Genomic DNA, 17,238 nt, shown 5'->3' with positions numbered 1-17,238 from the left:
CCACCAATTCATTGATTTGCCGCAACAAGTTATCCTTCGGCACGATGATGTTGTACAGCTCGGAGTATGGACTTAACATAATTGTCTGCTGTTTTTGAATCACTCGGCTCACCCTATTTCCCCTTAATTCATCAGTATACAGGAAAAAAGGTACAGCCTCCTCAGTTTCCTTGAGGAACTATACCTTTTTAAGAGACTTTTTCAGTGGCCTCGCTTATGCCTGTCCTTTTTCCACTTTCAATATGATTTGCTCCGCGACTTCTTTATAAATTAAACCTGTTTCCGTCTCCGCTTTATAAACAGACGGTGAGTAATCCGGCTCAGCCACATGATTATCGGGAACTCCAAGCGGAATCTGTGCCAGCAGCTGTGTATGGAGCTCATCAGCCAATTTGGCGCCGCCGCCTCTGCCGAATACATAATCTTTTTCCCCGCACTTGCTGCAGGAATAGTAAGACATATTTTCAACCACACCGATAATTTCGTGCTCCGTATGAATCGCCATTGCGCCAGCTCGAGCTGCCACAAAGGATGCTGTTGCATGAGGGGTGGTAACGATAATCTCCTTACTTTGCGGGATCATTTGATGCACATCCAGCGCTACATCCCCAGTTCCCGGAGGCAAATCCAGCAAGAGATAGTCAAGCTCTCCCCACTCTACTTCATTGAAGAAGTTACGCAGCATTTTGCCCAGCATTGGCCCCCGCCAAATGACCGGTGTGTTTTCTTCCACAAAAAAGCCCATCGAAATCACTTTCACTCCAAAGCGTTCTACAGGAATGATCCGATTGTCCACAAGCTGCGGCCGCTCTTCAATTCCCATCATGTCCGGCACACTGAAGCCGTATATATCAGCATCGACTAGCCCTACTTTTTTCCCCAGTCTCGCCAGCGCTACGGCTAAATTTACGGTTACAGTGGACTTCCCTACGCCCCCCTTACCGCTAGCAATCGCAATGAAATTTACTCCCGATTGTGGATCAAGCACACTCACCCGTGTCGGTTGCTTCTCTGCTGTTGCACCCGATTCCTGCAGCTTCCGTGCTGCGTCATTGCGTTCAAAATCGGACAGCCCACGAAAACGAAGGTGAACCTCACTTGCACCCACTTCTTTAAACGCGGTCACGATCTCTTGCTGCACTTGCCCTTTATAAGTCTCGTCCTCACGGGAAACTAATACGGTAGCGGCAACATTGTTTTCCTTTATCATGACGTCGCGAACAAAGTTCAACTCCGGCAGGCTCAATCGATACTCCGGGTCTTGGATATGGCTTATCGCGGCTAATAACTGTTCTTTATTTAACACGTTGTCACCTCAAGTGTAGTTAATATAAGAATATGTACAGAGGTTATTATAGCATAATTTTAGTTCGCTCCCACTTTTTCTCCCGAATAGTACCTTAAGATCCCCTGATAAATCGAAGCGGCAATTTTTTTCTGGTACGCCGAATCTCTTAGCATTTGCGCTTCCGTTGGATTGGACAAGAACCCGACCTCTACTAGTGCGCTTGGGATTTTCATGGCCTTCAGAAGATAAATCTCTTTATCTGCTTGCTTGGCAACTCGATCGGTGTTCTTCAGGTTTTTCTTAATTTCTTCTTGGATTAGCGTGGCCAGCACCTGGTTATCTTTATTGTTGCCGGAATAAAAAAACGTTTGCGCCCCCGACCACTTCACCGATGGAATGCTGTTTAAATGTATGGTGACGAACAGATCTGAATTTTGCTGTGAAATGAATTCCGCTCGCTTGAGCAGATCTTCTGTCTTTCTCATACTGAGGCCTTTGGTTGTCGGATTGGCTAAGTCCTTATCTTCCTCACGTGTCATCACCACAAGCGCTCCAGCTTGCTGCAAATAGTCCCTTAAATACTTGGTAATCGCTAAGTTCACGTCTTTCTCTACAAGCCCATCCTTACTTTGAGCGCCCCCATCCGGGCCACCATGTCCTGCATCCAAGGCAATGATTTTGCCCGACAGCGGCATGGTCCAATATGTCCAAGTCTTTGTTGCAGGCAGCTCGTACGTGAACATAAACAGCATCAGAGCCACTAATAAAGCCGACATCACGATTTTTATACCACTGTGCATGGTCAGCCAAATTACGACCCTTTTCTTTCTTCCGAACATGAAAAATCCACCTCGCATCCCCATAGACTTTGTACCATCTTATGGGACGAGGTGGACAAATATACCTTTGCGTTACACCTGATATTCAGGTTCCTTCATACCATCAATCAGCACCTGAGCCACTTCAGGGCGGGTGAATTGTGGAGGCGGGCACTGACCGCCACGCAGCAAGGCACGTACTTTGGTTCCGGACAAATGCAAATGATCCGATGCATCATGCGGGCAAGTTTTGCTCGAGGCCATGTTGCCGCACTTGGTGCAAAAGAAGCTATGTTCAAAGAACAATGGCGTAATTCCCAGCTCTTCCGATGTGAAGTTGCTGAAAATTTGCTGCGCCTCATAAGTACCGTAATAGTCGCCTACACCTGCGTGGTCGCGGCCAACGATAAAATGAGTACAGCCATAGTTTTTACGAACTATTGCATGAAAAATCGCTTCTCGAGGTCCAGCATAGCGCATAGCTGCCGGAAATACACCAAGGAATACTCGATCCTTCGGATAGTAGTTCTCAAGCAGAGTAAGGTAGCTCCGCATACGTACATCTGCAGAAATATCGTCCGACTTTGTTTCTCCAACGAGTGGGTTCAAAAATAAAGCATCTACAATCTCCATAGCGCTCTTCTGGATATACTCATGAGCCCGGTGTACTGGATTGCGAGTTTGAAAGCCGACAACCGTCTTCCAGCCCTTCTCGGAGAATATGCGGCGTGTTTCTGCAGGGTCAAAATAAAAATCCTCAAACTTCTCCGGTTTTGGACTATTCAACACTTGAACAGGCCCGCCAATGTAGGTGGGTGGCTTGGTGAACAGCTTTTGCACGCCTGGGTGCGCTAACTCCGTTGTTTTGAAGATTTTGACCGCTTCGTGCTTCTGATCGACCTGGTAAATGCTTTGTACATCAATGATCCCATAAACCACACCATCTTGCTCGCCAACCAGAGCTGCCTGACCTCCGAGCTGAAGTTTATCTGCTACTGGAGCCTCTACACCCAACGTAATCGGAATGCTCCACACGGTACCGTCAGCCAATTTCATCGTTTCCACTACAGCATTATAGTCTGCTTCAGACATAAAGCCCGCCAATGGAGAAAATGCGCCCACACCAATTAAAGCTAGGTCGGAAATCGCCCATGTATTGATTATAATCTGCGGTAATTGCTTAGACTGCTCTAAGAGGTGCTCTCTAAGTTCTCCTTCAACCAGACGATTGATCAATATGCCGCCATGCGGTTTGATGGTCTCTCTCATGAACAATCTCCTCCTAAGCTTTCTGCAAATTACTTATGCAGTCCGCACTCTGTCTTCTCAAAGCCAGACCATCTGCCGGCTCTTGGATCTTCACCAGCCGCTACCTGACGGGTGCAATGCTCACAGCCAATACTAGGGTAGTTCTGATCGTGAAGTGGATTGTAAATGATATTGTTATTACGGATATAATTCCAAACATCTTCTGATGTCCAGTCAGCTAACGGATTAAATTTCACCAGCCCGAATTTTACATCGTACTCCACTTTCTTAGCGTTAGCACGTGTAGGCGCTTGATCTCTCCGAATCCCAGTGATCCAAGCATTATAGTTTTTGAGAATATCCGTGAGAGGATCTACTTTACGGATATTGCAGCACTGTGTAGGATCACTTTTCCACAACTCATCACCATGACGCTCTGCTTGCTCTTCCAAAGTAAGCTTAGGAAGCACTTGCACAAACTCCAATCCATAATGCTTCTGCAAACGATCTCTTGTTTCGTATGTTTCTTTGAAATGCACATTGGTATCTAGATAAAATATGTCTGTTTTGGGGCTAACCTTCTGAAGGATATCCACCAACACTACATCTTCGGCGCCAAAACTACAGGCCAGCGTAATATTAGGAAATTTCCCCACCGCCCAAGCAATAAGTTCCTCCGCAGACTTGGTTTCAAACTCCTCCGCGGCTTTACGAATCAGTTCTTCCTTTTCAAACAAATTCATATAAGTAATCCTCCGTCCTAATTATTCCGAGTATTGTAATATGTTTTATTATATTTGTATTTAATTATAAAGATGCATACCTTTTTGTCAAATTAAAATTTTGTTCTAACACTATGCTATTTTATTAAAATCGGGCTTGATCGGTGAACACAAAAAAAACCTTTCCGAAATAATTCGGAAAGGTCTTTCGCAAAAGCATCTTAACGTTTGGAGAATTGAGGCGCACGACGAGCAGCTTTCAAGCCGTACTTCTTACGCTCTTTCATACGAGGGTCACGAGTTAAGAATCCTGCTTTTTTCAGCGCGCCGCGGAATTCTGGATCTGCTTTGAGCAATGCGCGGGAAATCCCGTGACGGATTGCGCCAGCTTGTCCGGAAATACCACCACCGTGAGCAAGAACCAAAACATCGTAACGAGTCAGTGTATCCGTCAGATTCAAAGGCTGCTTAACGATCAGCTTCAATGTTTCCAGACCGAAATACTCATCCAATTCACGTTTATTGATAATGATACGGCCTTCGCCCGGTACCAAACGTACACGTGCTACCGAATGCTTACGACGACCAGTGCCATAATATTGTACTTGTGCCACAAGACAGTCCTCCCTTTATTAACCGCGAAGTTCCCAAACTTCAGGTTGTTGTGCTTGATGCGGATGTTCAGAGCCAGCGTATACTTTCAGTTTCGTCTTCATGCTGTTGCCCAGACGAGTCTTTGGAAGCATACCATGAATAGCAAGTTCCAACATACGCTCAGGCTTGTTTTTCAGCATATCTCCAGCAGAAGTTACTTTCAAACCACCCGGGTGAAGGGAGTGGCGGTAGTACATTTTGTTTTGAAGCTTCTTACCAGTCAAGTGAATTTTCTCAGCATTGATCACGATTACGAAATCACCAGTGTCTACGTGCGGAGTAAATTCAGGCTTGTGCTTGCCGCGGATAATGCTTGCAGCTTCGCTAGCAAGACGACCAAGCGTTTTGTCGGTAGCATCGATGATGTACCATTTGCGTTCAACTTCATTTGGCTTCGCCATATATGTGGTACGCATGTAATGTTCCTCCTAAAATCTATCTTTACAGGTCATTATTCATTTAGTTATGCATTTCAGTACATTAGCAAGTTCAAAGCATTTCAAGACCCGGGGCCGTGGGGTAGCCGATCGAGAAACACCGTTAATTATTGTACTATATACACCTACAATAATCAAGTAGTAATACTCGAATCATCGTAAAAAACTTCCCATAGCATTAAACCATGAGCCACAGCTGTTGGACCCGCTAACTTGCGGTTTTTCCCGTCCAGGATGGTCTTCATTTCCAGGCTGTTGCGCTTCCCTTGCCCCACCTGTATAAGTGTGCCGGCAATAATACGCACCATGTTGTACAGAAACCCATTGCCTGAAAGAATTATATGAAGAGCAAAGGATTGCAGCTCCGCATCGTAAGGTTCGCATTCTACTCGAGCCTCATAAATGGTTCTGAAGTGGTTTGTTTTCGTTGTCCGTGTAGAACAATAAGAGGTGAACTCATGCTCTCCAAGTAGATGCTGAAGCCCTTCTCTCATCGCATTCACATTAAGCGGCGACGGATGATGAAATTCGAGATGACGCTTAAATAGATCGGGGTGTTTGCCGCATCGGATTGTATACCGATACGTTTTTCGTATAGCGGATTTTGTGCTATGAAACTCCTCCGGCACCTCAACAGCATCTCGAACCACAATATCCTCTGGCAGCCTAGCATTGAGGGCCAAGCTCCATCGTCTAATCGGAATCTGAGATTCCGTGTAGAAATTAAATACTTGCCCTCTTGCATGCACTCCAGCATCCGTACGACCCGAAGCCGTAATCTTAGCATCTTCACCGGTCAAGACCTTAATCGCCTGCTCCAACTGCTCCTGGACCGTATTTAAGCCCGGTTGCGTTTGAAAGCCGCAATATGCCGTACCGTCATAGCTAACCGTCATTCGAACATTTCTCACGGCTTGCCTCCGAATTGCCATGCTACCGTATCCTGAGCCTACAAAAAAAAGGGTTTCATCAGAATCATGAGATCCCGTCCACCCTTTCCCATCCATATTAGCAACTGTGCTACGTTTAGAAACGCCGCCAGTTGTCCACTTTACAATTAAGCTCGGTCAACCAGCTCTAAATACACCATAGGTGCAGCATCGCCGCGACGAGGACCCAGCTTCAAAATCCGAGTGTATCCGCCTTGACGCTCTGCATAACGAGGTGCCAGATCAGTGAAGAGCTTTTGAATTGCGTCTTGGTTATCGTTTGCTGCCTCGCGGCGAACAAAGGAAGCCACTTGACGACGCGCATGCAGGTCACCGCGCTTTGCCAAAGTAATCAGCTTTTCTGCGATAGAACGCAATTCCTTCGCTTTAGCCTCTGTTGTTTGAATGCGCTCATAAATGAACAAGTCGGTTACCAGGTCACGAAACAAAGCTTTACGTGCGCTGGAGTCACGACCCAACTTTTGGTATGCCATTGTGCCATAGCCTCCTTCTGCTTGATTGGTAAGGATGCGCAGCAGGTGCGTTAGTCTTCCATTCTCAGTCCAAGACCAAGCTCTTCCAGCTTTTCTTGTACTTCCTCCAGAGATTTGCGACCTAGGTTGCGAACCTTCATCATATCTTCTTCCGTTTTGGTAATCAGTTCTTGCACCGTGTTAATGCCGGCACGCTTCAGGCAGTTATAAGAACGAACGGAAAGATCCAGTTCCTCGATCGTCATCTCGAGAACTTTCTCCTTCTTATCTTCTTCTTTCTCCACCATGATTTCGGCATCCTTCGCTTCATCGGTCAAACCGACGAACAGCAGCAGATGCTCCGTCAAAATCTTAGCGCCCAAGCTCACAGCTTCCTCCGGTCTAATACTTCCATCGGACCATACTTCGAGGGTCAGTTTATCATAGTTCGTAACCTGACCTACTCGCGTATTTTCAACGCTGTAATTCACACGGGTAATCGGAGTATAGATCGAATCGATCGGAATCACGCCGATCGGCTGATCCTCTCTCTTGTTCTTGTCTGCCGACATATATCCTCTTCCACGAGCGGCATGGATCCGCATATGGAGACGGGCATCGGAGGAAAGTGTAGCAATGTGTAAATCAGGGTTTAAAATTTCCACATCGCTATCACCACGAATATCTCCAGCCACAACTGGTCCTTCGCCTTCCGCGTCGATCTCCAATACTTTCTCTTCATCGGAGTGAATCTTCAGCGAAAGTCCTTTAAGGTTCAGAATGATCTCCGTAACATCTTCCATGACTCCTGGAATGGTGGAGAACTCGTGCAGAACCCCATCGATTTGCACCGATGTAACTGCTGCGCCCGGCAAGGACGAGAGCAAGATTCTGCGAAGCGAGTTACCGAGCGTAGTACCGTAGCCTCTTTCTAAAGGTTCTACGACAAACTTGCCGTAAGTCCCATCTTCACTCAGTGATACGGTTTCTATTTTCGGCTTTTCGATTTCGATCATTTGTAAAACCCTCCTTCAAACGTCGTTTCCCTCAAGATAACTTAAGACGTATAAAACGTGCAGTTTGCCTATCCAATCAGTATTCACATCTTTTGGATAATTATACCACACTGCCTAGCAATCCTGAATTAGACACGACGACGTTTTGGAGGACGGCAACCGTTGTGAGGAACCGGAGTCACGTCTTTAATCAGGTTTACTTCCAAACCTGCTGCTTGCAAAGAGCGAATCGCTGCCTCGCGGCCTGCGCCCGGACCTTTAACCATTACTTCAACAGTTTTCATGCCATGCTCCATTGCCGCTTTAGCAGCGGACTCAGCAGCCATTTGCGCAGCAAACGGAGTGCTTTTACGGGAGCCTTTGAATCCCAGGTTACCGGAGCTTGCCCAGGAGATAGCATTACCGTGTGGATCCGTAATAGTTACGATCGTATTGTTGAACGTAGAGCGGATATGAGCCACTCCGGAGTCGATATTTTTCCGGTCACGACGTTTTGTACGAACTACTTTTTTAGGTTTAGCCATTTAACATTTATCCTCCTTTACTATTTTTTCTTGTTAGCTACAGTACGACGAGGACCTTTACGCGTACGAGCGTTAGTTTTAGTCCGTTGTCCACGAACAGGCAAGCCGCGACGGTGACGAACACCACGGTAGCATCCGATTTCGATCAGACGCTTGATGTTCAATGCGATTTCACGACGAAGGTCACCTTCAACTTTAAGCGTTTTGTCGATGACATCACGGATTTTGCTAACTTCATCTTCCGTCAAGTCTCTAACGCGAGTGTCAGGGTTAACGCCTGTCTGGGCAACGATTTTCTGAGCTGTCGTATTTCCGATTCCGAAAATGTAGGTCAGAGCAATAATAACTCGCTTGTCACGAGGTAAGTCTACACCAGCAATACGTGCCATTTAACGGAGCACCTCCTTAACCTTGTTTTTGTTTATGTTTCGGATTTTCACAGATTACCATAACATTCCCTTTGCGGCGAATGACTTTGCATTTTTCGCAAATTGGCTTGACCGACGGTCTTACCTTCATGGTGGTTACCTCCTAAGAGTTTTCGCGAGAAAACTTTCTTCGTAAGCATTCATTTATTTAAAACGATAGGTTATCCGACCTCTGGTTAAATCATAAGGCGAGAGCTCAACCGTCACTTTATCACCGGGCAGGATCCGGATAAAGTGCATTCTGATTTTACCGGATACATGAGCAAGTATCTTATGACCGTTCTCCAGTTCCACTTTAAACATTGCATTCGGAAGAGGTTCAATCACTGTACCTTCAACTTCAATTACATCTTCTTTGGCCACAGTCATTCTCCTTTCTCTAGCGCTTCAGTTTGCAAATTGTCCACATACTTATTCAGTGCAAATCGTAGCTTCGCGTTGGTGACACGAGAGGTCTCCAGCAAGCTGTCAGCTACTTCAGAGCTGATCACTGGCAGAAGCTCGAGATGAATAATGTTTTTTTTCTTAGGCTGATCGAACTTCCGTTTGCTGCCGTCAGCAACCCATACGTAACGTTGGTCTACGACGCCGATAACGACGGCATACTTTCCGGAATCACGTCCTCGATTCACCCTAACGAGTTGTCCGAGTCTAGGCATATTCGATGCATCCATCTAGGTCTCCTACTTACCGGGCAGCGTTAAAATTTCGTAGCCGTCCGGAGTGATCGCTATGGTATGCTCAAAATGAGCGCAAAGTGTGCCATCCACTGTTACAACTGTCCAATCGTCTTCCAGAGTACGTACATAACGTTCTCCTACATTGACCATTGGCTCAATTGCCAATACCATACCGGGCTTTAGCCGCGGACCGCGTCCAGGCAGACCGTAGTTCGGAATCTGAGGCTCCTCATGAAGCTTCGTTCCGATCCCATGCCCAACATACTCACGAACTACCGAAAACCCTTCATCTTCAATGCATTTTTGAATGGCGTGAGATATCGTGTATAGCCTCACGTCCGGCCCAGCTTGTGCAAGGCCTGCATAGAGCGACCTTTCGGTTACATCCAGCAGCTTGCGAGCTGTATCGGAAATGTTGCCGACTCCATACGTCCAAGCAGAGTCACCATGATATCCTTTGTACTGCGCGCCGATGTCAATACTAATGATGTCACCATCTGTAAGCACTCTTTGACTGGGTATACCATGAACCAATTCATCATTGACCGAAGCACAGATACTTCCTGGAAAACCATTGTAGCCTTTAAAAGACGGAATAGCGCCCTGACTGCGAATGTAGTCTTCTGCGATTTGATCGAGCTGTTTGGTTGTAATGCCGGGCTGAATGGCTTCTTTAAGCAGACGATGCGTTTCCGCGACTATGCGGCCCGCCTCGCGCATAAGCTCCAACTCAGCTGCTGACTTACAAATGATCATTACGCCTGCCCTCGCAATAGTGAACTGATTTGTTCAGTAACCGTATTAATCTCTTGCTCACCGTTAACCTCACGCAATATTCCTTGGTTACGATAATACTCCAAAAGCGGAGCCGTTTTATTGATGTACTCATCCAAACGTGTACCTACTTTTTCTTCGGTATCGTCTGAACGCTGATACAGTTCACCAGAACACTTGTCGCAAACATTGTCACGTGCAGGGGGGTTAAACAAGATATGATACGTAGCTCCGCAAGATTTACAGATTCTACGACCCGTCAAACGTGCAAGCAGTAAAGCTCGATCTACTTTCAAGTTAACGACATGACCCATCGTTTTCCCCATCGAAGCCATGATTCCATCCAATGCCTCGGCTTGAGAAATAGTTCTAGGGAAACCATCCAGTAGAAATCCTTTACCGCAATCCGGCTGCTGCAATCGTTCGCGAACGATACCGATTGTAATTTCATCCGGAACGAGCAATCCTTGATCCACATATTTTTTCGCTTCAACACCAAGCGGTGTTTCCTGCTTCATCGCCAGACGGAACGCGTCCCCTGTAGATATATGCGGAATTTGAAACTCGCTAACGATTCTTTCAGCCTGAGTACCTTTACCTGCCCCAGGAGGCCCCATAAAGATGATATTCATCATGACTTCCTCCCCCATTGCATCGATCGATGCTAACAGCACAATAGGTGCCGATAGCTTTCGACTATCGGTACCTCATATAGGGATCTTTGAGCGGAGCTCAAAGTCTCCCTGCTGCACTATTTATTAATGAAGCCTTTGTAATGGCGTTTGATCAACTGGCTTTCGATGGTCTTCATTGTTTCAAGTCCTACCCCGATCACGATCAGAAGCGAAGTACCGCCGATCCGTACGGAGTTTGGCAAACCGGCAAGACTACCGATCAGCATTGGAACAATGGAGATGGCTGCCAAGAAGAGCGCACCAGACAAAGTGATTCTTGTCATTACCCGTGTTAAGTAGACCGATGTTGTTTTACCAGGACGGATCCCTGGGATGTAACCACCGTTTTTCTTCATCTGATCCGCCATCTGCACAGGATTGATCTGTACAAATGTGTAGAAGTAAGTAAAACCGATGATTAACAAGACATACAACACCATACCCAGCGGGTGAGTGTAGTTCAAGTTGGTAATAATCCATTCAGCAACCGCATTGCCTCTCCAGAAACTTGCGATTGTAGGTGGAAATACCAACAAGGAGAGTGCGAAGATGACCGGGATAACCCCTGCAGCATTCACTTTCAAAGGAATGTGCGTGGATTGGCCTCCGAACATTTTCCGTCCGACGACTCTCTTTGCATATTGAACCGGTATTTTACGAACACCTTGCTGAACGAAAATCACACCGGCAATCAAAGCGACTATTACGACTGCAATCAGAACGACCTTCACAATATTCAGGAAGAGCGCATCACCTGCGTCCGAAAATTGGGACTGGTAGATCTGACGAATGCCAGTCGGAATCGCAGCCACGATCCCCGCGAAGATGATAATGGAAATACCATTTCCAATGCCATTTTCGGTGATTTGTTCCCCTAACCACATCAGAAAAGCAGTACCCGCGGTAAGCACGATGGCAATCAATGCGTACGTGGTAAAAGTCGGATTCACAACCAACCCGTTATAGAGACGGTTGAATCCGATCGCTAGCCCGAACGCTTGGATAAGACCAAGGATGATCGTACCGTATCGAGTAAACTGCCCTAACTTCTTTCTTCCTACTTCCCCTTCTTTAGCCCACTGCGTAAATGTCGGAATGACATCCATGGACAAAAGCTGCACGATGATCGATGCCGTGATATACGGCATAATACCCATCGCAAAGATGGAGAATTGGAACAATGCTCCACCGGAGAAAGTGTTCAGCAAACCGAAAACATCGCTCGAGTTAGCCTGATCTTGAAGTTTAAGAATATCTGTGTTGATGTTAGGTACTGGAATAAAAGCACCAATTCTGTAGACGATCAGAACGATAAGCGTAAATAAAATCCGCTTTCTGAGATCGTCTACTTTCATAATATTGGATATGGTACGGAACATTAAATCACCTCGGTTTTACCGCCGGCAGCCTGGATTTTCTCTACCGCAGATTGGGAGAATTTATTGGCTTTTACGCTCAGTTGAACCGTTACTTCGCCATTACCCAAGATCTTGATGCCGTCTTTAGGGTTTTTCACGATACCCGATTCAAACAGAACTTCCGGAGTAATTTCCGTACCCGCTGCAAATTTGTTCAATTCCTCGACGTTGATTACCGCATATTCCGTACGGAATCTGTTGTTAAATCCACGCTTAGGCAAGCGACGATACAATGGGTTCTGACCGCCCTCAAATCCTGGACGAACGCCACCACCGGAACGCGCGTTTTGACCTTTGTGACCACGAGTAGCCGTTTTACCCATACCGCTACCGATTCCGCGGCCTACACGCTTGCGGGAGCTACGGGAACCAGGAGCAGATGTAAGTTCATGCAATTTCATCGTTTGCACCTCCTCTAGCTTTTTAATTAAACGATTTATGCTTCTACTTCTTTAACTTCGATCAAATGCTGTACTTGGCTCACCATACCGCGGATTGCAGCATTATCAGCTTGAGTGACAGTTTGATGCAGCTTGCGAAGTCCAAGAGCAGCAACGGTTTTACGTTGCGGTTCAGGACGACCGATCAGGCTGCGCTTGAGGGTGATTTGCAATTGCTTAGCCATGGTATCCCTCCTAACCTAAGAGTTCTTCTACGGTTTTTCCGCGAAGCTTTGCAACCTCTTCCGCACGCTTCAGGCGTCCAAGGCCTTCCAAGGTAGCGTTAACCATGTTGATGGAGTTCGAAGACCCAAGGGACTTCGTCAAGATGTCGCCTACGCCAGCCAGTTCGAGCACTGCACGAACAGGACCGCCGGCGATAACTCCGGTACCTTTCGAAGCAGGCTTCAGAAGTACGCGGCCCGCGCCAAAATGTCCAGTCACCAGGTGAGGAATAGTAGTTCCAACGATAGGAACGTGAATCAGGTTTTTCTTCGCATCTTCGATACCTTTGCGAATCGCATCAGGTACCTCGGAAGCTTTACCGATTCCAGCGCCTACCCAACCTTTACCGTCGCCCACAACTACGAGCGCGCTAAAGCTAAAACGACGACCGCCTTTTACTACTTTAGCAACGCGGTTAATATGAACGACTTTTTCAGTCAGCTCTAAAGTATTGGGATCAATACGCAAGACCTTAACCTCCTTGTTTGTAGATTATATTAGAATTCAAGACCTGCTTCACGAGCAGCATCTGCAAGTGCTTTAACACGTCCATGGTACAGGTATCCGCCGCGGTCAAAAACCACTTTGTCTACTCCTGCTTGCTTAGCACGTTCTGCGATCAAAGCGCCTACTTTAGTAGCAGCTTCAGCGTTACCGCCGTTACCGATAGTTTCTTTCAGAGCTTTATCTTGAGTCGATGCTGCTGCGATAGTCACGCCTTTTACATCATCGATCAATTGTGCATACATGTGCTTGGAAGAACGGAAAATGTTGAGGCGTGGACGCTCAGCCGTTCCTTGAATTTTCTTACGAACGCGAAGGTGTCTTTTCAGACGAGCTTTATTTTTATCGCCTTTAGTAATCATTCTAGGGTTCACTCCTTTCGGGTTAGATCCGAATCTGCAGTGCTAATTTATTTAAGCCGCCTTATTTCTTCTTACCGGCTTTACCTTCTTTACGAAGAATACGTTCGCCTTCATACTTGATACCTTTACCTTTGTAAGGTTCTGGTTCACGAACGGAACGAACTTTAGCAGCAGTAGCGCCGACCAATTCTTTATCGATACCTTTAACGATGATCTTAGTGTTCGAAGGAACTTCGAACTCAATACCGTTCTCTGGCTCGATCTCAACTGGGTGGGAATAACCAACGTTCAATACCAGCTTGTTGCCGGATTTGTTCGCACGGTAACCTACGCCAACGAGGTCAAGGTTCTTAACGAAACCATCAGTTACACCACTAACCATGTTTTGAACCACGCTGCGCGTAGTACCATGCAGGGAGCGATGCAATTTATTATCAGAAGGGCGCTCTACAGTCAGGACATTGTCCTCAACGCTAATCTTCATATCCTTATGCAGCTCGCGGCTCAAAGTACCTTTAGGTCCTTTAACCGTAATCAATGTGTTATCTAAAGTCACGTTTACTCCACTTGGGATCGTGATGGGCTTGCGACCAATACGGGACATATTTGCACCTCCGTTCTTTAAAAATCGTAATTACCAAACGTAGCAGATAACTTCTCCGCCAGCTTTGGATTGACGTGCTTCTTTATCTGTCATAACCCCTTTGGAGGTGGACAGAATTGCAATTCCGAGACCGCCGAGTACGCGAGGTACCTCTTGGCTTTTCGCGTAAACGCGCAGGCCAGGCTTGCTGATTCTTTTCAGACCAGTGATAACGCGCTCTTGGTTCGGACCGTATTTCAGGAACACGCGAATGATACCTTGCTTGTTATCTTCGATATATTCAGCGTCACGGATGAAGCCTTCCTTCTTCAGGATCTCAGCGATTTCGCGCTTGATCGAAGAAGCAGGAATTTCAACAGTCTCATGACGAACTACGTTTGCGTTGCGAATGCGTGTAAGCATATCTGCAATTGGATCGGACATAACCATGTTTTGTAAACCTCCTTCCCGAAGCTTTGAGTTTTACCAGCTTGCTTTCTTAACGCCAGGAATCTGGCCTTTGTATGCTAATTCGCGGAAGCAAATTCTGCAAATTTTGAACTTACGAAGTACGGAATGTGGACGACCGCAGCGCTCGCAACGAGTATAGGCTTGAACCTTAAACTTTGGTGCGCGTTGCTGCTTTATCTTCATCGAAGTTTTTGCCACTTTAAGTTTACACCTCCGATTATGCCGCCCTATTATTTAGTAAACGGCATACCTAATTGGGTTAATAATTCACGGGACTCCTCGTCCGTCTTAGCCGTAGTTACGATAACGATATCCATACCGCGAACTTTATCCACTTTGTCATACTCAACTTCTGGGAAAATGAGTTGCTCTTTCAAACCAAGTGTGTAGTTACCACGACCGTCGAATGCTTTGTTAGAAATACCACGGAAGTCGCGTACACGCGGAAGTGCAACGTTGAACAATTTATCCAGGAATTGATACATACGCTCGCCGCGAAGGGTTACCTTCACACCGATCGGCATATTTTCGCGGAGTTTGAAGCCTGCGATGGATTTTTTAGCTCTAGTGATTACTGGCTTTTGACCAGAGATCAATTGGAGTTCTGCCACAGCGACATCAAGCACTTTGGAGTTGGAAACAGCTTCACCAACACCCATGTTGATAACGACCTTTTCAATCTTAGGAACCTGCATCACGGAAGTGTAGTTAAACTTTTGCATGAGTGCAGGAGTGATTTCGTTCAGAAAACGATCTTTCATTCTTGCTGCCATCGTTCCATGTACCTCCTTTCTTACCTTTACGATTAATCGATAACCTCGCCGGATTTTTTCGCGACGCGGACTTTTTTACCGTTCTCAAGCACTTTGTAACCTACACGTGTAGGTTGGCCGCTCTTTGGATCAATGAGCATCACGTTGGACACGTGAATTGGAGCTTCTTGCTCAATGATGCCGCCTTGCGGATTTTGCTGGGATGGCTTAGTGTGCTTCTTGATTAGATTCACACCTTCAACCAACACTCGGTTTTCACGAGGAAACGCTGCGAGTACGCGGCCTTTTTTGCCTTTGTCTTTCCCAGTAATAACAAATACGTTGTCTTCTTTCTTAACGTGCAATTTATTGTTATGGGACTCGAGTTTCTTCGGTTGTTTTGGCATTTCGTTTACACCTCCTGTGAGCATTCGTAGGAATGCTGACTTCGTAAGGATTAGCTTAAGCTCTCCGTTGAAAGCTTATTTCGTACAATTAGATAACCTCTGGAGCCAGAGATACGATTTTCATGAAATCTCTGTCACGGAGTTCACGTGCTACCGGTCCAAAGATACGAGTGCCACGAGGGCTCTTGTCTTCTTTTACGATAACAGCTGCATTCTCATCAAAAGTGATGTAGGATCCGTCCTTACGACGAGCACCGCGTCTCGTACGCACAACTACAGCCTTAACAACGTCACCCTTTTTGACAACGCCACCTGGTGTTGCTTCTTTCACGGAGCAAACGATTAAGTCTCCGATATTAGCTGTACGGCGACCCGTACCACCCAATACGCGGATACACATCAGCGATTTAGCACCAGAGTTGTCAGCTACGGCCAAACGAGTAAATGGTTGAATCATTGTGTATTCCCTCCTTCCGGACTTGATGCCAGGAACTAATATTAAACGATAACCGCTTTTTCTACTACTTTAACCAGTCTCCAACGCTTGTCTTTGGAGATTGGGCGGGTTTCCATGATTTCTACAACGTCACCGATGTTAGCTTCATTGTTTTCGTCATGAGCCTTAAACTTCTTGGTGTATTTGATGCGCTTGTGGTACAAGTCGTGCTTTTTGTAGGTTTCTACAGCAACAACAATGGTTTTATCCATTTTGTCACTCACTACTTTACCCACTTGCGTTTTACGCTCGTTGCGTTCAGCCATGTGAGATCCTCCTCTCTCATTCATTAACTAGTGATTCCCAATTCTCTTTCACGCAAAACAGTTTTTGCCCGGGCAATCTCTTTGCGGACTTTTTGAATTTGTACGGGATTATCCAGTTGACCGGTAGCCAGTTGAAAACGGAGGTTAAAGAGTTGCTCTTTAAATCCGGCAATTTTTTGTTCGATCTCAGCAGTGGTTAAGTTGCGAAATTCACTAGCTTTCATTTGCTTCACCACCCACTTCTTCTCTTTTCACAAACTTCGTCTTGATTGGCAGCTTGTGAGACGCGAGACGCATAGCTTCACGGGCAATTTCTTCGCTTACGCCTGCAAGTTCAAACAGAACTTTACCTGGCTTAACGACAGCAACCCATTTCTCAACGTTACCTTTACCGCTACCCATCCGGACTTCAAGCGGCTTTTGCGTGATTGGCTTGGAAGGGAAAATCTTAATCCAAACTTTACCACCACGTTTGATATAACGAGTCATCGCGATACGGGCAGCTTCGATTTGACGGTTGGTTACCCAAGCCGGCTCAAGAGCTTGCAGACCGTATTCGCCGAAATGAACTTCAGCTCCGCCTTTAGCGTTGCCGCGCATATTGCCGCGGTGCTCTTTGCGGTGTTTTACACGTTTAGGAACTAACATG

At 46.3% G+C, this 17,238-nt stretch carries 30 protein-coding genes; all 30 read right to left on the bottom strand.

What is annotated here, in order from left to right; all coding sequences use genetic code 11:
- Positions 1-214: 214 nt before the first annotated feature.
- The 30 genes from FPZ49_RS28315 to rplP all read right to left on the bottom strand — a co-directional run bounded on the left by FPZ49_RS28315 (position 215) and on the right by rplP (position 17,237).
- Positions 215-1,306, bottom strand: a complete 1,092-nt coding sequence (locus tag FPZ49_RS28315) for an Mrp/NBP35 family ATP-binding protein (RefSeq protein WP_144853583.1) — start codon at positions 1,304-1,306, stop codon at positions 215-217.
- Between the two features lie 59 nt (positions 1,307-1,365).
- Positions 1,366-2,127, bottom strand: a complete 762-nt coding sequence (cwlD, locus tag FPZ49_RS28310) for an N-acetylmuramoyl-L-alanine amidase CwlD (protein ID WP_144853581.1) — start codon at positions 2,125-2,127, stop codon at positions 1,366-1,368.
- 72 nt (positions 2,128-2,199) lie between these two features.
- On the bottom strand, positions 2,200-3,375 hold the full coding sequence (gene sat / locus FPZ49_RS28305) for a sulfate adenylyltransferase (RefSeq protein WP_144853579.1): 1,176 nt from the start codon (positions 3,373-3,375) through the stop codon (positions 2,200-2,202).
- 29 nt (positions 3,376-3,404) lie between these two features.
- Positions 3,405-4,097, bottom strand: a complete 693-nt coding sequence (locus tag FPZ49_RS28300; RefSeq protein WP_144853577.1) for a phosphoadenylyl-sulfate reductase — start codon at positions 4,095-4,097, stop codon at positions 3,405-3,407.
- A gap of 200 nt (positions 4,098-4,297) precedes the next feature.
- Complete coding sequence (gene rpsI / locus FPZ49_RS28295; protein ID WP_144853575.1) at positions 4,298-4,690, bottom strand: 30S ribosomal protein S9; 393 nt, start codon at positions 4,688-4,690, stop codon at positions 4,298-4,300.
- A gap of 18 nt (positions 4,691-4,708) precedes the next feature.
- Positions 4,709-5,146, bottom strand: a complete 438-nt coding sequence (gene rplM, locus FPZ49_RS28290) for a 50S ribosomal protein L13 (protein WP_144853573.1) — start codon at positions 5,144-5,146, stop codon at positions 4,709-4,711.
- Positions 5,147-5,301: 155 nt separating this feature from the next.
- The gene (truA, locus tag FPZ49_RS28285) at positions 5,302-6,078 is read right to left on the bottom strand and encodes a tRNA pseudouridine(38-40) synthase TruA (RefSeq protein ID WP_144853571.1); all 777 of its coding nucleotides are present in this window, start codon (positions 6,076-6,078) and stop codon (positions 5,302-5,304) included.
- Positions 6,079-6,224: 146 nt separating this feature from the next.
- Positions 6,225-6,590, bottom strand: a complete 366-nt coding sequence (gene rplQ / locus FPZ49_RS28280) for a 50S ribosomal protein L17 (protein ID WP_144853570.1) — start codon at positions 6,588-6,590, stop codon at positions 6,225-6,227.
- A gap of 50 nt (positions 6,591-6,640) precedes the next feature.
- Positions 6,641-7,585, bottom strand: coding sequence for a DNA-directed RNA polymerase subunit alpha (locus FPZ49_RS28275; protein ID WP_144853568.1), 945 nt, complete (start codon positions 7,583-7,585; stop codon positions 6,641-6,643).
- Between the two features lie 128 nt (positions 7,586-7,713).
- Positions 7,714-8,109: a 30S ribosomal protein S11 gene (gene rpsK, locus FPZ49_RS28270; protein WP_112885744.1), complete on the bottom strand. Its 396-nt coding sequence runs from the start codon at positions 8,107-8,109 to the stop codon at positions 7,714-7,716.
- A gap of 20 nt (positions 8,110-8,129) precedes the next feature.
- Positions 8,130-8,498: a 30S ribosomal protein S13 gene (gene rpsM / locus FPZ49_RS28265; protein ID WP_144853566.1), complete on the bottom strand. Its 369-nt coding sequence runs from the start codon at positions 8,496-8,498 to the stop codon at positions 8,130-8,132.
- A gap of 16 nt (positions 8,499-8,514) precedes the next feature.
- Positions 8,515-8,628: a 50S ribosomal protein L36 gene (gene rpmJ, locus FPZ49_RS28260; protein WP_003333770.1), complete on the bottom strand. Its 114-nt coding sequence runs from the start codon at positions 8,626-8,628 to the stop codon at positions 8,515-8,517.
- 53 nt (positions 8,629-8,681) lie between these two features.
- Positions 8,682-8,900, bottom strand: a complete 219-nt coding sequence (gene infA / locus FPZ49_RS28255) for a translation initiation factor IF-1 (protein WP_009676800.1) — start codon at positions 8,898-8,900, stop codon at positions 8,682-8,684.
- Between the two features lie 2 nt (positions 8,901-8,902).
- Positions 8,903-9,211 carry a KOW domain-containing RNA-binding protein gene (locus tag FPZ49_RS28250; RefSeq protein ID WP_144853564.1) on the bottom strand — a complete coding sequence of 103 codons (309 nt, stop codon included), beginning with the start codon at positions 9,209-9,211 and terminating at the stop codon, positions 8,903-8,905.
- A 9-nt stretch (positions 9,212-9,220) separates the two neighbouring features.
- Entirely contained in the window at positions 9,221-9,973 is a 753-nt protein-coding gene (gene map / locus FPZ49_RS28245) for a type I methionyl aminopeptidase (protein ID WP_144853562.1), read from the bottom strand.
- The gene (locus FPZ49_RS28240) at positions 9,973-10,623 is read right to left on the bottom strand and encodes an adenylate kinase (RefSeq protein ID WP_144853592.1); all 651 of its coding nucleotides are present in this window, start codon (positions 10,621-10,623) and stop codon (positions 9,973-9,975) included. The genes map and FPZ49_RS28240 overlap by 1 nt, the downstream gene beginning before the upstream one ends.
- 119 nt (positions 10,624-10,742) lie before the next feature.
- On the bottom strand, positions 10,743-12,044 hold the full coding sequence (gene secY / locus FPZ49_RS28235) for a preprotein translocase subunit SecY (RefSeq protein ID WP_144853560.1): 1,302 nt from the start codon (positions 12,042-12,044) through the stop codon (positions 10,743-10,745).
- Entirely contained in the window at positions 12,044-12,484 is a 441-nt protein-coding gene (gene rplO, locus FPZ49_RS28230; protein WP_144853558.1) for a 50S ribosomal protein L15, read from the bottom strand. Before rplO ends, secY begins: the two co-directional genes overlap by 1 nt.
- 35 nt (positions 12,485-12,519) lie before the next feature.
- Complete coding sequence (rpmD, locus tag FPZ49_RS28225; RefSeq protein ID WP_144853556.1) at positions 12,520-12,708, bottom strand: 50S ribosomal protein L30; 189 nt, start codon at positions 12,706-12,708, stop codon at positions 12,520-12,522.
- Positions 12,709-12,718: 10 nt separating this feature from the next.
- On the bottom strand, positions 12,719-13,216 hold the full coding sequence (rpsE, locus tag FPZ49_RS28220) for a 30S ribosomal protein S5 (protein ID WP_144853553.1): 498 nt from the start codon (positions 13,214-13,216) through the stop codon (positions 12,719-12,721).
- 29 nt (positions 13,217-13,245) lie between these two features.
- Entirely contained in the window at positions 13,246-13,614 is a 369-nt protein-coding gene (gene rplR, locus FPZ49_RS28215) for a 50S ribosomal protein L18 (protein ID WP_144853550.1), read from the bottom strand.
- A gap of 61 nt (positions 13,615-13,675) precedes the next feature.
- Positions 13,676-14,218: a 50S ribosomal protein L6 gene (gene rplF, locus FPZ49_RS28210; RefSeq protein WP_144853547.1), complete on the bottom strand. Its 543-nt coding sequence runs from the start codon at positions 14,216-14,218 to the stop codon at positions 13,676-13,678.
- A 30-nt stretch (positions 14,219-14,248) separates the two neighbouring features.
- Positions 14,249-14,647 carry a 30S ribosomal protein S8 gene (gene rpsH, locus FPZ49_RS28205; protein ID WP_144853544.1) on the bottom strand — a complete coding sequence of 133 codons (399 nt, stop codon included), beginning with the start codon at positions 14,645-14,647 and terminating at the stop codon, positions 14,249-14,251.
- Positions 14,648-14,680: 33 nt separating this feature from the next.
- On the bottom strand, positions 14,681-14,866 hold the full coding sequence (locus FPZ49_RS28200; protein WP_113022649.1) for a type Z 30S ribosomal protein S14: 186 nt from the start codon (positions 14,864-14,866) through the stop codon (positions 14,681-14,683).
- A 32-nt stretch (positions 14,867-14,898) separates the two neighbouring features.
- Positions 14,899-15,441, bottom strand: a complete 543-nt coding sequence (gene rplE / locus FPZ49_RS28195; RefSeq protein WP_144853541.1) for a 50S ribosomal protein L5 — start codon at positions 15,439-15,441, stop codon at positions 14,899-14,901.
- A gap of 32 nt (positions 15,442-15,473) precedes the next feature.
- Positions 15,474-15,827, bottom strand: a complete 354-nt coding sequence (rplX, locus tag FPZ49_RS28190) for a 50S ribosomal protein L24 (protein ID WP_222429976.1) — start codon at positions 15,825-15,827, stop codon at positions 15,474-15,476.
- Between the two features lie 88 nt (positions 15,828-15,915).
- Positions 15,916-16,284: a 50S ribosomal protein L14 gene (gene rplN, locus FPZ49_RS28185; protein WP_144853539.1), complete on the bottom strand. Its 369-nt coding sequence runs from the start codon at positions 16,282-16,284 to the stop codon at positions 15,916-15,918.
- 41 nt (positions 16,285-16,325) lie between these two features.
- A complete protein-coding gene (gene rpsQ / locus FPZ49_RS28180) occupies positions 16,326-16,589 on the bottom strand; it encodes a 30S ribosomal protein S17 (RefSeq protein WP_144853536.1) in 264 nt (87 codons plus the stop codon).
- Positions 16,590-16,612: 23 nt separating this feature from the next.
- A complete protein-coding gene (rpmC, locus tag FPZ49_RS28175; RefSeq protein WP_013921153.1) occupies positions 16,613-16,813 on the bottom strand; it encodes a 50S ribosomal protein L29 in 201 nt (66 codons plus the stop codon).
- Positions 16,803-17,237, bottom strand: coding sequence for a 50S ribosomal protein L16 (rplP, locus tag FPZ49_RS28170; protein ID WP_144853533.1), 435 nt, complete (start codon positions 17,235-17,237; stop codon positions 16,803-16,805). Before rplP ends, rpmC begins: the two co-directional genes overlap by 11 nt.
- Position 17,238: the final 1 nt, after the last annotated feature.

The sequence above is a fragment of the Paenibacillus cremeus genome, from assembly GCF_007786445.1.
GTDB classification, from domain to species: Bacteria; Bacillota; Bacilli; order Paenibacillales; family NBRC-103111; genus Paenibacillus_G; species Paenibacillus_G cremeus.
Note: the sequence above shows the minus strand (reverse complement) of the source record. Positions and strands in the feature narration are given on the sequence as shown.